The sequence below is a fragment of the Streptomyces sp. NPDC051738 genome (assembly GCF_044453205.1).
In the GTDB taxonomy this organism is placed as follows: Bacteria; Actinomycetota; Actinomycetes; order Streptomycetales; family Streptomycetaceae; genus Streptomyces.
In genome coordinates, this window is record NZ_JBITCM010000030.1 from 55,165 (window position 1) to 72,005 (window position 16,841).

Below are 16,841 nucleotides of genomic sequence, written 5' to 3' on the forward strand. Positions count from 1 at the left end.
CGCGGTGCGAGGATGACGGCAGGGGGGGGCACGCGGCGCGAGGTCACGCCGCGCGGATCACGCGGCGCGGGCGACGCCGGCGTCCCGCAGCTCCCGCGGTTCCCGCAGTTCCCGCTGCAACGCCGCCACGGTGAACCGGATCTGGTCGGGCGTGTGGTCGCACGTGACGAAGAACCGCAGTCGGGCCAACTCCTCGGGGACCGCCGGGTGCAGGATCGGGTTGACGCTGACGCCCAGCCGGAAGAGCGCCCGGGCCAGCCGCAGCGTGTGTTCCGAATCCCCGACGACACACGGCACGATCGGGGTGTCGTGGCTGGCCCCGGTGTCGATGCCCGCCTCGCGGGCCAGGCGCACGAACAGCGCGGAGTTGTCCCTCAGCCGCGCGAGCCGCTCCGGCTCGGCCCGCATCAGCCGCAGCGCGGCCAGCGAGGCGGCCGTGTTGGCGGGTGTCATGCCGGCGCTGTAGACGAAGCCCGGGGCGGTGTACCGGAGGTACTCGACGACGGCGCGGCTCGCGGCGACATAACCACCGCACCCGGCCAGGGCCTTGGACAGGGTGCCCATCCACAGGTCGACGTCCGACCGCTCGACGTCGAAGTACTCGCCGACGCCCCGCCCGGTGGCTCCGAGCACTCCGATGCTGTGCGCCTCGTCGACCATCAGCAGCGCCCCGTGCCGGCGCTTGACCTCGATGAGCTCCGGCAGGGCGGCGATGTCGCCGTCCATGCTGTACACGCCCTCGACCACGACGAGTACCCGGCGGTACTGGTGACGGACCTGGGTGAGGAGGGCGTCCAGGGCAGCGGCGTCGTTGTGCGGGAAGGGACGTCGGGTCGCGCCGGAGAGCCGGCAGCCCTGTAGGACGCTGTCGTGGGCGAGCGCGTCGTGGACGATCAGATCGCCGGGCCCGACGAGATGCCCGATCACGGTGACGTTGGTGGCGTGTCCGCTCACCATGGTGATGGCGTCCTCCGTCCCGAGTGTGCGGGCGAGTTCGTTCTCCAGCCGCACGTGGAGCGGACGGCTGCCGGACAGCAGCCGGCTGGCGGATGCCGACGTGCCGCACCGATCGACGGCATCCTTGACCGACTCGGTCACCTGGGGGTGCGTTGCCAGGCCCAGGTAGTTGTAGCCGGAGAAGGAGATGAGCTCCCGGCCGTCGACGACCGTACGGTCCGTCATGCCGCCCTCGTGGACCAGGAAGTAGGGGTTGGGCAACTGGAGTCGGCTCAGTGTGCCCATGCGCTCGTGGTGTGCGGTGACCTCCGGGAAGCACTCGATGCGGGTCTGCTTCTCGGGGGGTGCGGGGACCGCGGGGGTGGGGGCTGTGGTGGTGGGAGGTGTGACGGTGGGAGGCGGGACCGGTTCGGCCGGCTCGGCGGTGCCCGTGATCATCGCGACGACGCTTCCAACTGTCGGCCGGGCACATTCCTCGTCGACCTTCAGGGACGGCCACCGTCGCCTGAGCGACGCGAACAGGTCGGTCAGCATCAGTGAGTCGAAGCCGAGTTCCTCGACGAGCAGTTGATCGCCACGCAGATGGTCCACCGGAAACGCGCTGATGCGGGCGATCTGTGCGAACACGGCGCCCTCCGCATCGGGGGCGGGAGCGGGGGCCGAGGCCGGAGCGGGAGCGGGGGCGGCATCAGGGGCAACGGTCGCGGGCAGCGTCTCGCTGAGGCGCCTGAGAGCCGACACCTGTTGCTGGATGAGGTCGAGCAGTTCGTACATCGGGTTCTCCTTGTTCGTCGAGGCCGGAACGGGGGCACTGGAGCGAGCCCCGTCGCGCACGGGCCGCGCCTGCGGCACCCAGTAGGGCTGCGCCTCCAGCCGGGCCACCGGCAGGTCCAGCAGCCGGCGTTCCCGCTCCCGCACCAGGGCCCGGGGCTCGACCGGGACGCCCAGGACCGCGAGCCGGGCGAGGGCCCGCAGGAACCCGTACGTGTCGTCCGGCGCCGTGCCGTCGGCGGCGACGACGTGGATGTCGCCCCGGTCGGCGAGGTTGCGGCGGACCGAGGTGAGGAGCGAACCGCCGCCCGCCACCTGGAGGAAGACGCGGGCGCCCGCGTCGTAGGCGCCGCGCACGGCGTCACCGAAGCGGACCGGCGCGGACGCGTGCCGCGCCCACAGCTCGCGCAGCAGCTCGGGCTCGTCGCACACCGTCCCGCTCACCGCCGAGACGAACGGCATACGGGGAGCGGCGAGGTGACGCCGTTCGAGGTCCGTACGCATGGCGTCGTCGGCCCGCGCCAGCCGCGGGGAGTGAAAGGCGTTCGACACGTCGAGCGGGGCCGTCACGACACCCGCCTCCGCGCAGACGCGTCGCAGCGCGCCGAGCCCCTCCTTGCCGCCGCTGACCACGATCTGCCTCGGCTGGTTGAAGCACGCGAGCCATACGCTGTCGATGTCCCGCACGAGTTCACGGCAGGTCTCCTCGTCGGTCTGCACGGCGAGCATCCCGCCACGAGGCTCGCCCTCCGCGTCCCGCAGCATCGCGCCGCGATGGGCCAGCAGCCGTACGGTCTCGGCGTCGGTGAGCACACCGGCCGCAGCGGCCGCCGCGAACTCCCCGACGCTGTGGCCGAGTACGAGGTCGGGCGCGACCCCGCACGCGGCCAGCAGCCGGGTGGCGGCGATCTGCACGGTGCCCAGCAGGGGCTGGCACACCTCTGTGCGGGACAGCCGCAGCCTGCGCTCCGGGTCCTCGTCGGTGTCGTCCGCCGTCCCGCCGTACAGCAGACCGGCGACGTCGACACCGGCGGCCTGCCGCGCCGTCGCGCCCAGCCCGTCGACGGTCTGCCGGAACTCGGGGAACCTCTGGCGGAGGTCCCGCATCATGCCCGGCCGCTGACTGCCCTGGCCGGGAAAGACGAAGGCGATACGCCGCTCGGCGGGCGCCAGCGGAGCGTCGGCCGCGAAGGCACCGTCGCCGAGATCGCCCCGGGCGCCGTCGGCCAGCTGCCGGCCCGCCCGCCGCAGCCGCTCGGTGAACTCGGCCGGGTCGGCGGCCACGATCGCGAGTCTGCTCGGCAGCGGCTCGCGCCCGCCCAGGGTGTGGGCCACCGCCGCCATCGACGGCGTGGGCGTGTGCTCCAGGGTGTCGAGCAGTGCCCCGATGTGCTCCTGTAGCGTCTCCTGCCCGCCCGCCGAGATCAGGGCGAGGTGGGGCTCGGCCACGGACCTGGTGCGGACCGGGCGTAGTGCGGGGGCCGGTGCCGGGGCCTCCTGGAGGACGACGTGGACGTTCGTACCGCCGAAGCCGAAGGAGCTGACGGCCGCACAGCGCGGGGCGTCGCCGTCCGGCCACGGCCGGGCGGTGTCGGCGATGCGCAGGCCGGCGGCGTCCAGCCCGAGATCCGGGTGAGGGCTGAAGTCCGGCTGCGGCACGACCGTACGGCGGTGCACGACCAGGGCCGTCTTGATCAGCCCGGCGATGCCCGCCGCGGACAGCGAGTGGCCGATGAGCGCCTTGGCCGAGGAGAGGTGGCACGGGCCGGGGTCCCCGTCCGCGTGCTCGGTCCGCAGTCGGCGCAGCGCCTCCACCTCGACGCGGTCGCCGACGGAGGTGCCCGTGCCGTGGGCCTCGATGAAGCCCACGGCGGAGGCCGGCACTCCCGCGTCGGCGTAGGCGCGGCGCATGGCCCGCAGCTGGCCTTCGGGGGTGGGAACCAGGGGCCCCGGGGTGGTGCCGTCGTTCGCCGCGCCGATGCCCTTGATGACGGCGTAGACACGGTCACCTGCGGCGAGTGCGTCCTGCAGCGGCCGTACGACGACGGCGCCGGCGCCCTCGCCGAGGACGAAGCCGTCGGCCCGCTCGTCGAACGGGCGGCAGACCCCGCTGGCCGACAGGGCGCCCAGGCGGGAGAAGCCCACGAGGCTGTCCGGGGTGAGGCTGAGGTAGACACCGCCGACGACAGCCGTCGCGCAGGACCCGCTGCGCAGGTGGAGTACGGCCTGGTCGAGGGCGACCAGTGCGCTGGAGCAGGCGGCGTCGACGGCGAAGCTGGGGCCGCCGAGGTCGAAGTGCCGGCTCACCGTGGCGGGCGCCATGTTGAGCAGGCTCCCCGGCAGCGCGAAGGCCTGGACGGGACCGAGCTGCTCGGTGGCCCGGTCCTTCAGCGCCCGCAGGAGACCGGGGTCGGCCGCGCCGCCGAGGGAGCCGTCGGCGAGGGCGATGGCCCGCAGGCGGGCCGCCATGAGCTCCTTGTAGTCGGACACCGACAGGCCGAAGAAGACGCCGGTGTTCTCCCGGTCGAAGCCGCCCCGGCCAAGACCGGCGTCGTCGAGGGCCTCGCGGGTCACGTCGAGCATCAGCCGGTGCTGCGGGTCCATGGCCTCGACGCGGCGCGGCGGCAGGCCGTAGTGCAGGGCGTCGAAGCGGTCCACTTCGTCCAGGAAGGCGACCTGGTCGGTGTACGCCGTGTCGGTGGCGCGCCGGTCGGCGGGTGCGTGGAAGGTGTCGTGGTTCCAGCGGTCCTTGGGCACTGGGGCGAACTGCCGCTCTCCGCCGAGGAGGAGCTTCCAGTACGCCTGGCTGTCGCGGGCGCCGGGGAAGCGGCAGCCGAGTCCGACGATGGCGATGTCGTTGGAGCTGTCGTTGGAGCTGTGGTCAGCGATGTCGTTGGCGCTGTCACTCATGGGGAGACCTGCTTGGGTTCGGGTGCCCGAGGCGGGGCGGCCAGGGCGGGAAGGTCATGGGAGGGATGTGCGGGCGGGGGCGGAGGGGGCGGTGGAGAAGGCGGAGGGGGCGGAGGGGGCGGAGGGGGCGGGCGAGCCGGCGTACCGCCTCCGAGGGCGCGCGGCGCCCACCAGTTCAGGCCGCCGGCGAGGCGCATGAGCGCCGGTACGAGGACTCCGCGCACGAGGGTCGCGTCGAGGAGGATGCCGAAGGCCGCGCCGATCCCGAAGAACTGCAGCAGGGCCACCTCGGAGGTGCCGAAGCCCAGCAGGGTGAAGGCGAGCAGGGCGCCGGCCGCCGTGACGATGCCGCCGGTGCGGGCGACCCCGGTCACGATCGAGTCGGCGGTGTTCTGCCCGGCGTCGTGTGCCTCCTTGATGCGGGCCAGGACGAAGACCTCGTAGTCGACCGAGAGCCCGAAGACGATGCAGAACAGCAGCACCGGCATGGTGGTGCTGAGCGGTCCGGGGGTGAAACCGAGCAGGGTCTGCAGGTGTCCGTCCTGGAAGATCCACACCATGGCGCCGAGGACCGCCGCGAGGCTCAGGCAGTTCAGCGCGATGGCCTTCAGCGGAAGGAGCAGGCTGCGGGAGAAGAGGAACAGCAGCACGAACGTGCTGACGGTGATCATGGCGGCCGCCAGTGGCAGCCGCCCGGCGACCGTGTCCTTGGCGTCGACCAGCACCGCGCTGGGACCGCCTACGTGGATGTCGGTGCCCGCGGGCGTGGGCGTCCTGCGGATGTCGCGGACCAGCCGCTGGGCGGCGTCCGAGCGCGGGTCCACCGAGGGCACCACGGAGAGGATCGCCGGGCCGCCGGCACCGGACGGCGCGAGGCCGGTCGCGGCGCTGCCGTTTCCGGTGACCGGCTCACCGTCCCGCCACACGCCGGACGGCCCCCTGACCTCGGCCACGCCCGGCAGGGCCGACAGCCGCGGGGCGTAGTCGAGCGCGACCTCGGGCGTGGAGCTGGTGGTGAACACGGTGAGGGCGCCTGCGTTCCCGCCGCCGAACTCGCCGCGCACGAGGTCCCCGGCCTGCCGGCTGGACGCGCTCCGCGGCAGCGCCCGGTCGTCGGGGGTCGCGAACCCCGCGTGGGTGAACGGTGCCGCGAGCACCGCCAGCAGGGCCAGGACCGGAAGCGCGGCGAGCAGCGGGCGGCGTACGACGATCCGGGTCAACCGCTCCCAGAAGCGCGAGGCGGAGCCGGCCCTGGCGCTGCGGCGCCACGGCACCGCCCACGCGTTCACGCGCCGGCCGAGCAGCAACAGCAGCGCCGGCAGGACCGTGGTGGCCGCGACCGCCGCGACGGCCACCACGGCCATGCCCGCGTAGGCGAAGGAGCGCAGGAAGTACGGCGGGAAGACGAGCAGGGTGGACAGCGCCGCGCAGACGGTCGCGGCGCTGAAGAAGACGGTGTGTCCCGCGGCGTTCACGGTCCGAAGGACGGCTTCGCGCGGCGCGTGCCCCGCGCCGAGCTCCTCCCGGAACCGGGAGACGATCAGCAGCCCGTAGTCGATGCCGAGGCCGAGGCCGAGCGCGGTGGTGAGGTTCAGCGCGAACACCGACACATCGGTGACGCTGCCGAGGAGGCTCAGGATCAGCAGGGTCCCGCCGATGGCCAGGATCCCGATCAGCAGGGGCAGGGCCGCTGCCACCACACCGCCGAACACCAGGACCAGCAGCACGAGGGTGCCCGGCAGGACGACGGCCTCGGCCCGCTTCAGGTCGGAGTCGGTGATGTCCTGCATCTCTGCCTCGGCGAGCGCCGCCCCGCCCACGTGCACCGTCAGTGCGGACGGTCCGTCCGCGGTCCAGGCCGACAGGGTCTCGCGCACCTGCTCGGCACGGGAGCCGAGTCGCTCTCCCTCGCCGTCGACGTGTGCGAGCAGCAGGGCCGAGCGGCCGTCCCGACTGCGCAGGTCGGTGGCCCCGCCGCTCCAGTACGAGGACACGTCGCTCACGTGTGGCTGGGCGGCGAGACGCTGGGTCAGTTCGCGCCCGTCGCTGCGAGCGGCGAGGCCGTCGACGCCGTCGTGGGGGGCCCGCACCACCACGAACAGGTTCGGCGCCGTTCCCCGGTACTCGGCGGTCATGCGGGCCGCGAAACTCGAGTCGGACGAGGGGTCGTCGTATCCCTGGGTCTTCAACCGGTCCGGCGCCCCCGAGCCGACCACCACCGACAGGACGAGGAAGCCCAGCGCGGCGAGCAGCACCAGTCGGGGACGACGGGTCGCTACGGCACCCAGCCAGCGGTACATGTGTCCTCCTCTGCGGACTCGCCGGACTCTCCGGTCCGCGTCCCGCTCCGGCGGTCGCACGGGCGGTCGACTGCCACGCTCCCCCGGGTCCGGGCAGGCGCCCCAGCCCCGACTGTTCGTCGCTTGACGGGAGGCGAGTCATCCCCTACGTGCGCCCGGCGGCGACGAGAACGGCCGTCCGGCCCAGTCCGTTCTGCGGGCCGCCGCGCACCTGTGGCAGGGTGCCGGGGAGGCGAGCTGGAAGGGTGCGCATGTGGCCGACCTCTTTCTCGTCCGGCACGGTGAGACCGAGTGGTCGCGGTCCGGGCGGCACACGGGATGGACGGATGTGCCTCTCACCGAGCACGGGCGGGAGGAGGCGCGGGGGCTGGAGCCGTTGATCCGGTCGCTGCGAATCGGCGCCGCCTTCGTCAGCCCGTTGCAGCGGGCATGGGAGACGGCCGAGCTGATCGGGCTGCACGACGTGCGCGTCGACGCGGATCTGCGCGAGTGGGACTACGGCGGCTACGAGGGGATCACCACCGTCGACATCCAGCACGGGCGGCCGGGATGGTTCCTGTTCACGGACGGGGTCACGCCCGGCCCGCCCGACCATCCCGGGGAGAGCCCCGAGCAGGTCGGGGAGCGTGCCGACCGGATGCTGGCCAAGGTGGACGCGGCGCTCGCCCACGACGACGGGGCCGTGATGCTCGTCGCGCACGGGCACTTCCTCCGGGTGCTCACGGCCCGACGGCTCGGGCTGCCGGCGGCGGACGGGGCGCTGTTCCAACTGGCCACGGGGGCGCTGTGCCGACTGGGCACCGAGCATGGGCGGCCGGTGATCGCCGAGTGGAATGTCAGACCCGGGTCGTAGCCTTCCCAGCAGATGGTGCCGGTCGGCTCGCGGGGAGGCGGGGTGGAGCGACTTCGCCGGGAGGCGGGGGCGGTCCGGCCTCGCCAGAAGGCGGTGCGGTGCCGGGAGTCGAGGCGGTACGACTTCGCCGGGCGGCGGGACGATGCGGCCTCGCCAGAAGGCGCCGGACAGTGCGGCCTGGCCAGTAGGCGCCGTAAGGTCCGGCCCCACCAGAAGACAGGGCCAGCGGTGCCAGGAGTCGGGGCCGGGGATCCAGCACCCGGGGAGGAGCATGCCGTGACGAGACCGCCGACCGCCGCTCAGCGGCGGGTCATCGATGCCGCCGATCCCGTGACCGGGCGGGTCAGAGGTACGGAGACGCAGCTCGCGGCGCTGGTGAAGCGAGGGCTGGCCTTCCGGCACCCGCGCCCGCCGCACGATCACTTTCTGACGCCGGCGGGCCATCGGATACGGGATGCCGAGCCGGCGGCGCCCGCGGAGTCCGAGGCTCCGGCGGCCGGCGGTGTGTTCGCCGCGCGGATCGGCGGCGAGGAGGCCGCCCCGAAGGCGGGTCCCGCCCGGCTGCGTGAGGTGCGCGGCGCCTGGCAGGGGCTGCTGGAGCTGCGCCGGATGACCAACCCGGACGGGGCCACGGACCGGCCGTGCGCGTGGGAGCGTACGCATCTGGTGCAGGCCGCCGCGCTGGCACTGGAGGCCGCCGGGCACCCTCCGGCCGAGGAGGACTCCGAGGAGGGGTACCGGGTACGGGCGACCCCGCAGCCGGAGGCCGTCGCCGTGCGCGAGCCCGACGGCGCGCGCCTGCGGGCCTGCGCGGCCACACTGGAGGAGGCGGGATGGCAGGTCGGCGAGTACACCGAACCCCGCACAAGGATGCGATATTTGCTGGCTTCCCCGCGGCGGGCATGACAGGCATGCAACGATCAGTGCACAGGGCATCGAATGCGACAAGGGGAAGCAGTGAGCGAGCCGTTCTCCGTCCGGGTCACCGTCCGCGGCTACGAGACCGATGTGCAGGGGCACGTCAACCAGAGCGTGTACATCAACTACGCCGAGCACGCCCGCTGGTCGTTGCTCCAGGCCGCGGGCATCAGCCAGACGGGCCTCATAGGCAAGGGGGTCGGTCCCGTCGCACTGGAGACGACCATCCGCTACAAGCGGGAGCTGCTCGCCGGTGACGAGGTCGACGTGACCTGCGCCTTCGAGTGGTCGGGCGGCAAGACCTTCCGTATCCGGCAGATCATGAGCAAGGCGGACGGCACGGTGGCGGCCGAACTCACGGCGGTCGGCGGCCTGTTGGACCTCAAGGAACGCAGGATGGTGGCCAACCCGCAGGACTACTTCAAGGAGCTGGCCTCGGATCCGAGCCTGTTCGGACTCTGATCGGCGCCGGCCGGGACCGCGGTCACGCCGACTCCGGTGCGTGCACCTCGTCGTAGGCCGCGCGCGACTCGGCGATGTAGACCCTGTTGCGCTCCGCCCAGCCGGTCAGGCGCAGCAGGGTCTCGTGCAACTCCCGGGCGACCGGCGTGAGTTCGTACTCCACCTTCGGCGGCACCGTCGGATGGACCGTGCGCGTGACGAGGCCGTCGCGCTCCAGATTGCGCAGGGTGAGGGTCAGCATCCGGCGGCTGATGCCCTCGATGCCGCGCTCCAACTCGGTGAAGCGGATGGGGCCGTGCGCCGCCGCGACGAGAATCTGCACGCTCCACTTCCCGGAGACCCTGTCAAGAACCTCGCGGACCGGGCACGCGTGCGCGTTCACCGCCTGGACGGTAACACCGGTGTTCCTCTGGGACATCGGACTGCCTCCTTACGCCGCTCTCCATGGTCACTCACGATGTACCCCGTTACAAGTCGTGCACCTATGGGTCAGTCCTGCACCTATGGGTCTATGGAGAATGCGGAGGCCGAACGGCCATGTCGACCACGCTGGACGCACCGACCGACACAGCGTCACCCCGAACGTACTCCCGCTGGGCGTCCCTCGTCGTGCTGTGCGCGGGCACGCTGATGACGATCCTGGACGGCAACATCGTCACGGTCGCCATGCCGGCCATCCAGAGCGACCTGGGCTTCTCGGGGCCGGGGCTGGCCTGGGTCGTCAACGCCTATCTGATCCCCTTCGGCGGTCTGCTCCTGCTGGTGGGCCGACTCGGCGACCTGATCGGCCGCAAGCGGATGTTCACGGCGGGTCTCGCCGTGTTCACCGCGGCCTCCGTGCTGTGCGGGGTGGCGACCGGGCAGGGCGTGCTGATCGCGGCGCGCGCGTTGCAGGGCGTGGGCGGGGCCATGACCTCGGCCGTGGTGCTCGGCATGCTGGTCGCCCTGTTCCCGGAGCCGCGCGAACAGGCCTGCGCCATCGCGGTGTTCAGCGCGGTCGGCGCGGCGGGCGGAGCACTCGGCACGTTTCTCGGCGGGGCGCTGACCGAGGCCCTGAACTGGCACTGGATCTTCCTGATCAATCTGCCGATCGGGATCGTGGCATGGCTCGCTGCGCTACGGGTGCTGGAGCCGGACCGGGGCGCCGGGCTCGGCAAGGGCGCCGACTACCCGGGCGCGGCGCTGGTCACCGGCGCGCTGATGCTCGCGGTCTACGTCATCGTCGGCGCCGGCGCCCGCGACCTCACCGCCACCCTCCTGCTGGCGGCCCTGTCCCTCGCCCTCTTCGTGGCGTTCACGCTCCGCCAGGCGCGGGCCGCACGTCCGCTGCTGCGGCTGCGCCTGTTCGGCTCCCGGCTGCTGAGCGGGGCGAACGCCGTGCAGATCCTGATGATCGCGACGATGTACGGCTTCCAGTTCCTCGGCGCGCTCTACCTCCAACGCGTCCTCGGCTACGGCGAGTTGCTCACCGGTACCGCGTTTCTGCCGGCGCCGATCGCCATCGGGGTGCTGATGCTGGGCCTGTCGGCCAGGACCGTCGGCCGGTTCGGCGCGTACCGCGTGCTGCTGGCCGGGCTGCTGCTCATCGTCGCGGGCATGGCGCTGCTGAGCCGCGCACCGCTCGACGGCTCGTACGTCACGGACGTACTCCCGCCGCTGCTCCTGCTGTCGACCGGCTTCGCCGCCGCGATGCCCGCGTTGACCGGGCTCGCGATGTCGGGGGCCCGCGAGGAGGACGCGGGACTGGCGTCCGGGCTCTTCAACACCACGCAGGTGGTGGGCGGTTCACTGGGTCTGGCGGCGCTCTCGGTCCTGGCGGCGAGCCACACCGACGGTCTGCTCGACCGAGGCGCGGAGTTGGTGGCGGCGACGGCGGAGGGCTATCAACTGGCGTTCCAGGTGGCGGCGTTGGTCGCCGCGGGGGCATTGGTGCTGGCGGCGGCCGTGTTGCGGGAACGGCAGAACTGAGCACAACCATTCGTATGCCCCGCGGGTCACATCATGCAGGAGTAACCACCCGCAATGGCTACTAGGGGGAAATATGCGATTGATCCGTTCTGTACTGTCCGCCACCGCGTTGGCAGCGCTCACGGTGGGGACCACGGCCGCCCTGACCGCGCCCGCCTCCGCCGCGCCCAACACCACGCCGCAGAAGGTCTGCGGCAGCGGCTACAAGACGGTGAACTCGGCGCCGGTCGGCTCGCTGGGCACCGTCTACCTGACGTACAACGCCTCCAACGGCGAGAACTGCGTGGCGACCATCCGCACCAACCCGGGCACCGCCGTGGACATGTCGGCGTGGGTCTACGTCCCCGACACCGAGGAGTACGACGAGGACTACGGCCGGTACACGTCGTACGCCGGTCCGACCTACGTCTACGGCAAGGGCCACTGTGTCGACTGGGGCGGCCACATCAACAACGTGTACGTGCAGGTCACCGGCTCCAACTGCGGCGCTCTGAAGGAGCACCGGGTCACCTACACCCGCTGACCCGGCATCTCGGTACGACTCGCCCTGGCAGGACTCGCGGAGTTCTGCCGGGGCGGGCGTGTGTCGCCGTGCGGAGAATTCGGATGCGGCAAGCCCCGTCCACCTGGGATGCTCCCCCTCCATGGCCGCACGACGTATCAAACCCAGCCTCTACATCTCCGTCGACATCGAAGCCGACGGCCCGATCCCGGGGCCGTACTCCATGCTGAGCCTGGGCGCGGCGGTCGCCGGGGTGCAGGACGCCGACGGGTTCGCCCCGGCCGATCCCGCGCGGCGGACCTTCTACCGTGAGCTGCGCCCGATCAGCGAGGAGTTCGTACCCGAGGCGCTGGCGGTGAGCGGCCTGGACCGGGAGCGGCTGCGCGCCGAGGGCGCCGAACCGGGCGCCGCGCTCACCGAGTTCACCGCATGGGTGCGCGAGGTGAGCGCGGGCGCCCAGCCGGTGATGGCCGGCTATCCGGCGTCGTACGACTGGACCTTCCTGTACTGGTATCTGATCCGTTTCACCGGCACGAGCCCCTTCGGGCACTCCGGCTGCCTGGACATGAAGACGCTGTACGCGACGAAGGCGGGTCTGCCCCTGCGGGCCGTGACGAAGGGCACGATGCCCCGTGAGCTGCTGTCGAGGCGCCGTCACACGCTCCCCCAAGCTCTCGACTTCGCTCGAGCCCGGGGGGACCCCCATCGCGCTGGACGACGCCGTCGAGCAGGCCGAGTTGTTCGCCAACCTCATGGCGTGGCCGGGGCCCGACTCGCCCCAGTGATCTCCTCCCCCGCCTCCATGGGATGGGTGACGTCCTGCGCGTCCCGGCCCCTGCCCAGGTGGTTGAAGACGAGGTTCAGCGCCACCGCCGCCACGCACCCCGTCGAGATGCCCGAGTCCAGCACGATCCGCACTGTCTCCGGGAAGGCGTGGTAGAACTCCGGCGCCGTGATCGGGACGATGCCGACGGCCAGCGAGACGGCGACGATCAGGACGTTGTTGTCCTTCTCCAGGCCGGCCCGGACGAGGGTCTGGATGCCGCTGGCGGCCACCGAACCGAACAGGACGACGCCCGCGCCGCCCAGGACCGGGCGCGGTACGACCGCGATGAGCGACGCGGCCATCGGGCACAGGCCCATCAGCACCAGGAAGCCACCGCCCACGGCGACGACGTACCGGCTGCGGATCTTCGTCATCGCCACCAGGCCGATGTTCTGCGCGAAGGCGCTGCACATGAACCCGTTGAAGAGCGGGCTGATCGCCGAGCCGAGGGTGTCGGCGCGCAGGCCCGCCGCGATGGTCTTCTCGTCGGCCGGGCGCTCGACGATCTCACCCAGCGCGAGCATGTCGGCGGTCGACTCGGTCATCGACACCACCATCACCACGCACAGCGAGATGATCGCGGCGAGCTGGAACTGCGGGGCGCCGAAGTGGAACGGGGTCGGGAAGCCGATCACGTCCGCGTCCGCCACCGGGCCGAAGTCGGTGACGCCGAACGGGATCGCGATCAGCGTGCCGACGACCAGGCCGAGCAGGACGGCGATCTGCTTGACGAAGCCGGTGGTGAAGCGGCGCAGAAGCAGGACGATCAGCAACGTGCCGGCCGCAAGGCCCAGGTTCGTCGCCGAACCGTAGTCGTGCGCCGCCGGGTTGGGACCTTGAGCCCAGCCGAAGGCGACCGGGAGCAGGGAGATGCCGATCAGGGTGATGACCGTACCCGTCACCACCGGCGGGAAGAAGCGGACCGCCTTGCTGAAGAAGGGGGCGGCCAGGAAGCCCAGGAGGCCCGCCACGATCACCGCGCCGAAGATGATCGGCAGGGCGTCGGACTTGTCCTCGGTGGAGGCGGCGATCGCGGTCATCGGGGCGACGCCGGCGAAGGTGACGCCGTTGACGAACGGCAGCCGGGCGCCGATCTTCCAGATGCCGAGGGTTTGGAGGAAGGTGGCGAGGCCCGCGGTGAACAGGCAGGCGCCGGTGAGGAAGGTGAGTTCGGTGGCGGAGAGGCCTATGGCCGCGCCGACGATCAGAGGTGGGGCGACGACGCCCGCGTACATGGCGGCCACGTGCTGAAGGCCGGTGGTCGCCATTTTGAGGGCGGGGAGTTTCTCGTCGACGGGGTGGGTGGACACGGGCGGCTCCTCCGGTCGGTTAACAGCACGTCGGCTCTGACGTGGGTTTCAAGGAGGTGGTACGCGGTCGTGCGGGACCGAGGACGGAGCCCTTGCAAAAGGGGCGAATTGGCCGTTCCGGGGCGCACACGTCCATGCGCGCCCCGGAGACGGCCGCCATGGACCCCGCTCGGGTCCACGGCCACCGGTCGAGGGCCGTCCCCCTCGACCGGAGATCTTCAATCGGTCAGCCCTGCGCGGCGATCTGCGCGAGCCGCCGGGCCTCGTCCCGCGTGCTGCGGGCGATCGCGTCCTCGTCGGCCGTGAGCAGCCGCCCGTCCTGAACGATCTGGCGGCCGTTCACGAACGACGCGGTGACCGGGGCCGCCGCGCCGAAGACCAGCGCGGTCACCGGGTCGGCGATGGAGGCGTGGGCGAGGGTGTCCAGCTTCCACAGCACCAGGTCGGCCAGCTTGCCCGGCTCCAGCGAGCCGATCTCGCTCGCGCGGCCGAGGACCTGGGCGCCTCCGTACGTCCCGAGCCGCAGCGCCTGCCGGGCGTTCAGGGCGGCCTCGCGGTGGGCGCCGAGGCGGTTGATGAGCAGGGCGTTGCGCAGTTCGGTGTGCAGCTCGCCGGACTCGTTGGAGGCGGTGCCGTCGACGCCGAGGCCGACCGGGACGCCGGCCGCGAGCATGTCGGGGACACGGGCGATGCCGGCCGCGAGACGGGCGTTGGAGGAGGGGCAGTGCGCGACACCCGTCTTCGTCCGGGCGAAGGCGGCGATGTCGGAGTCGTTCATGTGGACGCAGTGCGCCATCCACACGTCCTCGCCGAGCCAGCCGGTGGACTCGAAGTAGTCGGTCGGGCCCATGCCGAACAGCTCGTGGCAGAACTTCTCCTCCTCCACGGTCTCCGAGCCGTGGGTGTGCATGCGCACGCCGAGCCGGCGGGCCAGCTCGCCGCCCTGCTTCAGGAGCTCGGTGGAGATGGAGAAGGGGGAGCAGGGGGCGACGGCGACCTGGGTCATCGCGTCGAAGGAGGAGTCGTGGTGCTCCCTGACGGTCGCCTCGGTCGCGGCGAGCGCACCCTCCAGGGTCTCGACCGCGAAGTCCGGCGGCAGTCCGCCGTCCTTCTCGCTGCGGTCCATGGAGCCACGGGCGAGGGTGAAGCGGACGCCCATGTCGCGGGCGGCGCCGATGATCGCGCCGGACAGGTCGCCGGAGCCCTTCGGGAAGACGTAGTGGTGGTCCATGGCGGTGGTGACGCCCCCGCGGGCCATCATGGCCAGCGAGCCCTGCGCGGCGGAGCGCACCATCTGCTCGTCGATGCGCGCCCAGGTCGGGTAGAGGGCGACGAGCCAGTCGAAGAGGTTGTGGTCCGTGGCCAGGCCGCGGGTGATCCACTGGTAGAAGTGGTGGTGCGTGTTGATCAGGCCGGGGGTCACCAGGTGCCCGGTGGCGTCGATACGGCGTACGACGTTCTCCAGGCCCTGAGGGGCCTTGCCCGCGCCGAGCGACTCGATGCGGTGGTCCGCGATGACGACATGACCCGTGGCGTACTCGGTGTCGTTCGCGTCCACCGTCGCGATCGAACAGTTCTCGATGACGATGCGCTGGGCTGCTGCCATGATTCGTCCCTTTTCCTGAGGGTGGACTGCATGGGAGAGGGCACGGCAGGACCCCGAGGGATTTGAGTACCGCGGCCGGTGAGCCTTCATGGCCCGGCCTCCCGGCCGCGGGTGCCGAAATCGAGTTACTGGCTTACAGGTTGGTGAGGTCCACCGGGATCTTCGGCTCGCAGCCGTCCCGCAGGATGGTGGCCTCGATCAGGCCGTAGGGGCGGTCGGCGGCGAAGTAGACCTCGTTGTCGTTCTTCAGCCCGAACGGCTCCAGGTCCACCAGGAAGTGGTGCTTGTTCGGGAGGGAGAAGCGGACCTCGTCGATCTCGCTGCGGTTGTTGATGATCCGCGCACCCATTTGGTACAGGGTCTGCTGCAGCGAGAGCGAGTAGGTCTCGGCGAAGGCCTGGAGCATGTGCTTCTTGGTCTGCTCGTAGGACTTCTCCCAGTTGGGCATCCGCTGCTCGTCGTCGGTCCAGTTGAACCGCCAGCGGCCGGAGACCTGGGTCGCGAGGATCCGGTCGTACGCTTCCTTGAGGGTCGTGTACTTGTCCTTGACGTAGCCCCAGAACTCGGAGTTGGTCGAGTTCATCACGACGAGGTCCTTAAGACCCGAGATGACCTCCCACTTCTCACCGTCGTAGGTGATCTGGGTGACCCGGGTCTCCTGGCCCTTGCGGACGAAGGAGTGCTTGACCTCGTCCGCGCCGATGAACTGGGAGTTGGCGTCGGAGGCGTCGATCCGCTCCCAGGCGTACTCCTCGATCCGGATCCGGGCCGTCTGGATCGGCTCCTGACTCGTGACGAAGTGGCGCGCGAGGTGGATGCCGAACTGCTCGGCCGACTCGATGCCGTGCTCCTTGGCGAACGCGTACACCGTGTTCTTGGTGGTGTCGGTCGGCAGGACGTTGGCGTTCGAGCCGGAGTAGTGGACCTCGTCCATGTCGCCGCTCAGCGCCACGGACACGTTCAGGTCCTTGATGTGATGGGTGGCGCCGTCCCGCGTGATCTTTACGACTCGGTTCTCGGCCTTGCCGTACTGGTTCTGTCCCAGGATCGTGGGCATTTAGCTAGCTCCCTCGGTAAACGGAGTAGCCGAACGGGTTGAGCAGCAGCGGTACGTGGTAGTGCTCCCCGGGCTTCACGGCGAAGGTGATCGCCACCTCGGGGAAGAACACGGCACCGCTGTCCCGATTCGCGGGGGCGTCCTGCTGCGCATCGGCTTGCTTCTTTTCGAAGTACGCCTCGACCGCGAAGTCGAGCCGTACGTGTGTGGTGCCTTCCGGCAGGGCCGGGAGGTCCTTGCACCGCCCGTCCGCGTCGGTCGCGGAACCGCCGAGCGCCTGCCAGTCCGCGTCCCTGCCGCTCCGGGCGGACAGCTGGATGGCGATGCCCTCGGCGGGGCGGCCGATGCTGGTGTCCAGGATGTGCGTGGACACCGAGGCGGTGGTGCTGGTGCTCATGGTG

General features: G+C 71.5%; 12 protein-coding genes. 5 read left to right on the plus strand and 7 right to left on the minus strand.

From position 1 onward, the window contains the following. Positions 1-57 precede the first annotated feature (57 nt). Positions 58-4,638 (minus strand): type I polyketide synthase, encoded by a 4,581-nt coding sequence (locus ACIA8X_RS42950; protein ID WP_399460582.1) that lies wholly within the window; start codon positions 4,636-4,638, stop codon positions 58-60. Continuing rightward, complete coding sequence (locus tag ACIA8X_RS42955) at positions 4,635-6,938, minus strand: MMPL family transporter (protein WP_399460583.1); 2,304 nt, start codon at positions 6,936-6,938, stop codon at positions 4,635-4,637. The genes ACIA8X_RS42950 and ACIA8X_RS42955 overlap by 4 nt, the downstream gene beginning before the upstream one ends. 253 nt (positions 6,939-7,191) lie before the next feature. Here ACIA8X_RS42955 and ACIA8X_RS42960 point away from each other — a divergent pair, with 253 nt between their 5' ends. The 3 genes from ACIA8X_RS42960 (at position 7,192) to ACIA8X_RS42970 (ending at position 9,171) form a co-directional block, all read left to right on the plus strand. Then, entirely contained in the window at positions 7,192-7,791 is a 600-nt protein-coding gene (locus tag ACIA8X_RS42960; RefSeq protein WP_399460584.1) for a histidine phosphatase family protein, read from the plus strand. A gap of 276 nt (positions 7,792-8,067) precedes the next feature. Beyond that, a complete protein-coding gene (locus ACIA8X_RS42965) occupies positions 8,068-8,697 on the plus strand; it encodes a hypothetical protein (RefSeq protein ID WP_393459418.1) in 630 nt (209 codons plus the stop codon). Between the two features lie 51 nt (positions 8,698-8,748). Next, a complete protein-coding gene (locus ACIA8X_RS42970; protein WP_393459421.1) occupies positions 8,749-9,171 on the plus strand; it encodes an acyl-CoA thioesterase in 423 nt (140 codons plus the stop codon). Between the two features lie 22 nt (positions 9,172-9,193). Here ACIA8X_RS42970 and ACIA8X_RS42975 read toward each other — a convergent pair whose 3' ends face one another. Continuing rightward, entirely contained in the window at positions 9,194-9,589 is a 396-nt protein-coding gene (locus ACIA8X_RS42975; RefSeq protein WP_393459424.1) for a winged helix-turn-helix transcriptional regulator, read from the minus strand. A 119-nt stretch (positions 9,590-9,708) separates the two neighbouring features. Here ACIA8X_RS42975 and ACIA8X_RS42980 point away from each other — a divergent pair, with 119 nt between their 5' ends. Together ACIA8X_RS42980 and ACIA8X_RS42985 are read left to right on the plus strand one after the other, a co-directional pair. Beyond that, entirely contained in the window at positions 9,709-11,139 is a 1,431-nt protein-coding gene (locus tag ACIA8X_RS42980) for an MFS transporter (RefSeq protein WP_399460585.1), read from the plus strand. Positions 11,140-11,212: 73 nt separating this feature from the next. After that, positions 11,213-11,662: a spore-associated protein gene (locus ACIA8X_RS42985; RefSeq protein ID WP_393459430.1), complete on the plus strand. Its 450-nt coding sequence runs from the start codon at positions 11,213-11,215 to the stop codon at positions 11,660-11,662. Between the two features lie 729 nt (positions 11,663-12,391). On the opposite strand, the gene ACIA8X_RS42990 is transcribed toward ACIA8X_RS42985, so the two are convergent. The 4 genes from ACIA8X_RS42990 to uraH all read right to left on the minus strand — a co-directional run bounded on the left by ACIA8X_RS42990 (position 12,392) and on the right by uraH (position 16,837). Further along, positions 12,392-13,777: a nucleobase:cation symporter-2 family protein gene (locus ACIA8X_RS42990; RefSeq protein WP_393459433.1), complete on the minus strand. Its 1,386-nt coding sequence runs from the start codon at positions 13,775-13,777 to the stop codon at positions 12,392-12,394. Positions 13,778-14,003: 226 nt separating this feature from the next. Next, the gene (locus ACIA8X_RS42995) at positions 14,004-15,383 is read right to left on the minus strand and encodes an 8-oxoguanine deaminase (protein ID WP_393459436.1); all 1,380 of its coding nucleotides are present in this window, start codon (positions 15,381-15,383) and stop codon (positions 14,004-14,006) included. A gap of 133 nt (positions 15,384-15,516) precedes the next feature. After that, a complete protein-coding gene (gene pucL, locus ACIA8X_RS43000; protein ID WP_393459439.1) occupies positions 15,517-16,440 on the minus strand; it encodes a factor-independent urate hydroxylase in 924 nt (307 codons plus the stop codon). A gap of 4 nt (positions 16,441-16,444) precedes the next feature. Beyond that, on the minus strand, positions 16,445-16,837 hold the full coding sequence (gene uraH, locus ACIA8X_RS43005; protein WP_399460586.1) for a hydroxyisourate hydrolase: 393 nt from the start codon (positions 16,835-16,837) through the stop codon (positions 16,445-16,447). Between the last annotated feature and the right edge of the window lie 4 nt (positions 16,838-16,841).